This is a genomic window from Streptomyces sp. P17 (assembly GCF_032436805.1).
Taxonomy (GTDB): Bacteria; Actinomycetota; Actinomycetes; order Streptomycetales; family Streptomycetaceae; genus Streptomyces.
Map to the genome: position 1 here is coordinate 1 of NZ_JAVRBF010000212.1, position 836 is coordinate 836.

An 836-nucleotide genomic window follows, 5' to 3' on the forward strand; every position below is an offset into this window, starting at 1 on the left:
GTGAGGTGGGCCGCCGGGCGAGGTGTCAGCCTTTGGGGCTGGTCCTTTTCCCAGCGGCCTCCTCCCGAACCCGTCGTGCGGCGTTAACCGCAACGGGCTCTCCAGTGATGTTCGTGAACTGCGGTTTCGTGGCCGTCGTGGATGCCCTCGTGGCAGGGCGGGCAGACCATGAGGGTCTTGCGCCGTTTCTTTGCCATGAGGACGGCCCAGTCGGGCTGCGTCTGCCCGAGGCGGTCCAGGTCGGCGAGTCTGCGGATCTGGTGGACCTGGGTCTTTGCGGTCTGTCCGCAGAGTTCGCAGGTTCCGGTCAGCATCCGTCTGGTCAACTCGCGTCGTGGTGCGAGGCGTTGGACAGGGTCACGGTCGGTCAGGACTGCGACCTTGTGCCGTTTGAGTGGAATTCCACCGAACTGCGCGACCAGCGGTTTCCTGCTCGGAGGCCGGGAGATGCTGACCTGGAGGCACTTGCGTGGCCCGGCCGGAGTGTCGATGGTGGCCTTGTATTTCCGGGCCGCCTGCGACATGGTCGAGCGGTGCTTGTCCGCCAGGGAGCACAGCAGCGAGGACTGCATGACCCAATGCAACCGGTTCAGTCGAAAGACGTCACCGGCCAGCAGGTAGTAGTTAACGATTCCGCGGTACCTGGCGCCGTAGATGTTGACGATCGTGTAGTCGTCGAGGCGGTACATCGAGGGCTGCCGCGCGGGTTTCCCGCGTGCCAGGTATGGTGCGCATGTCGCCTTGATCACCTCTTGGGGAACGTGCAGTGCAACGGTTCCGTTGGTCGACCGGCGCTTGCGCCGGCTGCCTCGTTTCCGTTCGACTCTGCGGTCGTT

The 836-nt window shown here is 64.5% G+C and carries 1 protein-coding gene; it reads right to left on the reverse strand.

Going from position 1 to position 836, the window contains the following annotated elements; genetic code table 11:
- Positions 1-83 precede the first annotated feature (83 nt).
- On the reverse strand, positions 84-836 hold a 753-nt coding region (locus tag RMT89_RS40430), incomplete at its 5' end, for a group II intron reverse transcriptase/maturase (RefSeq protein WP_315888738.1).